The organism is Brevundimonas sp., assembly GCF_031082345.1.
Classification (GTDB): Bacteria; Pseudomonadota; Alphaproteobacteria; order Caulobacterales; family Caulobacteraceae; genus Brevundimonas.
The window spans coordinates 1-2,308 of record NZ_JAVHLH010000338.1; the positions used below are offsets into that span (position 1 = coordinate 1).

Annotated in this window: 1 protein-coding gene and 1 pseudogene; both read left to right on the forward strand. The window is 73.4% G+C overall.

What is annotated here, in order from left to right; genetic code table 11:
* On the forward strand, positions 1-1,938 hold a 1,938-nt coding region (locus RDU12_RS14985; protein WP_308685436.1), incomplete at its 5' end, for a glutamine-synthetase adenylyltransferase.
* Positions 1,939-2,004: 66 nt separating this feature from the next.
* Positions 2,005-2,308 (forward strand): annotated as a pseudogene (locus tag RDU12_RS14990) (EF-hand domain-containing protein); the annotation flags it as partial.

The window sequence follows — 2,308 nt, forward strand, 5'->3', positions numbered from 1 at the left end:
CACGTCCACAAGACCGGCGACGGCCTCGAGGCGGCGGGGGCCAATCTGAAGCTGGGCCGGGGCGGCATCCGCGAGATCGAATTCTTCGCCCAGACCCAGCAGTTGATCCTCGGCGGCCGCGATCCCGGGCTGCGCAGCCCGCGCACGGTCGACGCCCTCGCGGCCCTGCGCGACGCCGGCCACGTCGATGCGGACGCCTGCGGCGAACTGACGGCCGCCTATGTGTCGCTGCGCCGGCTGGAGCACCGCGTGCAGATGCTCGACGACGAACAGAGCCACAGCCTGCCCGTGGAACCGGCCGCCCGCAGGCGGGTCGCCGCCTTGGCCGGTGTGGGCGACCTGGCCGGTTTCGACGCTGGCGTCGAGGCCCTTCTGGTCGGGGTCAACCGGCGCTACGGCGAACTGTTCGAGGGCGAGGAGGCGCTGTCGTCTCCCTATGGCTCGCTCGTCTTCACCGGGGTCGAGAACGATCCCGAGACCCTGAAGACGCTGGACCGGATGGGCTTTTCGGATCCCGTCATGGTCGCCGACACCATCCGCGGCTGGCACCACGGCCGCATCCCGGCGACGCGCACGGCGCGCGGCCGCGAACTGTTCACCCGCTTCGGTCCGCGCCTGTTGACCGCCCTGGCGGACACCGGCGCCGCCGACGCCGCCTTCCGCCGTTTCGCGGTGTTCTTCTCGGGTCTGAGCGGCGGCGTGCAGGTCCAGGCCCTGTTCCTCGCCCAGCCGAACCTGTTCGACCTCGTCGTCGGCGTGCTCGCCTTCGCGCCGCGACTGGCCCGCGCCCTCGGCCGCTATCCGGCGGCGCTGGACAGCATGCTGGACGCCCGCTTCGCCCGCAGCATCGAGGAGGACTCGGGCGTGGTCGCCCAGATGCGGGCCGAGGCCGCCGCCGCGCCTGACTTCGAGACCGCCATGAACGTCGTGCGCCGCGTCCACCGGGACCAGATGTTCCGCATCGGCGTCCAGACCCTGACCGGTCGGGCCGGACCGGAGGAGGCCGGCCGCGCCTACACCACTCTCGCCGACGCCTGCCTCGGCGCCCTCGCGCCCGCCGCCATGGCCGAGACGGTGCGTCAGGGCGGGGCCCTGCCGGGCGGCGCGGTGGCCGTGGTGGCCCTCGGCAAGGCCGGCTCGCGCGAGATGACCGCGACCTCGGACCTCGACCTGATGACGGTCTACGACGCGCCCGCCGACGCGCTGTCGGACGGCAAGGAATGGGCGGCGGGCGTGTTCTACTCGCGCTTCACCCAGCGGCTGATCGCGGCGCTGTCGGCCCACACGGCCGAGGGCGGGCTCTACGAGGTCGACATGCGGCTGCGTCCCGGGGCGGCCAAGGGCCCGGTCTCGCTGCGGCTGTCAGCGGTCGAGGACTACTATGCGACCGAGGCCGACACTTGGGAGTTCATGGCCCTGACCCGCGCCCGCGTGGTCTGGGCCGATCAGGACGAGTTCAGCGCCCGTGTCTCGGCGGCGCTGGAGTCGATCCTGCGCCGCCCGCGCCCCGACATCAGCTTCGCCGCCGACGCCCGGCTTATGCGCGACCGCATGGCCCGCCAGCGGCCGCCACAGGGCTATTGGGACGTGAAGCTGGCCCCCGGCGGACAGGTCGACGCCGAATTCGTCGCCCAGGTGCGTCAGCTCCGCCAGGCCCGGGCCGGCGCGCCCCTGACCGTCTCCACCCTCGAGGCCCTGTCCGACGATCCGGAACTGGCCGAGGCCTGGCGGCTGCAGCAGGCCCTCAGCCAGATTCTCGGCGCCGCCTTCGACGACCGCCCCGATCCGGAACAGGAGCCGGAAGGGTTTCGCGAGCGGCTGGCCAAGGCCGCCGGCTACGCCGGTTTCGACGCCCTGAAGGCCGGTCTGGCGGACGCCCGCAAGGCCGCGCGCGCCGCCTTCGAGGCCGCCCTGCCGGCGGTCGGCGACGGAGACTGACGCCAGCCGCGTTTCATCCTCCAGACAGGGATGTACGGCCGCCTCGCGGCCCATGGAGACATCGAGATGAGAAAGACCCTTATGGCGGGCGCTATGGCCGCCCTGACCCTCGCCGCCGCCGGCGGCGTCGCCCTGGCCCAGCAGTCGCCGGACCGCCCGTACGCCCGCGGCATGCGCGCCGACGCCGACGGCGATCAGAAGCTCAGCCGGGCCGAGTTCGTCGAGGCGCGGGTCCAGCGCCTCTCCGCAGCCGACGCCGACCGCGACGGCTCGGTCACGCCCGAGGAAATGCGCGCCGCCGCCCAGGCGCGCATGGCCGAACGCGCCGACACCCGCTTCAAGCGTCTGGACGCGAACAGCGACGGATCCG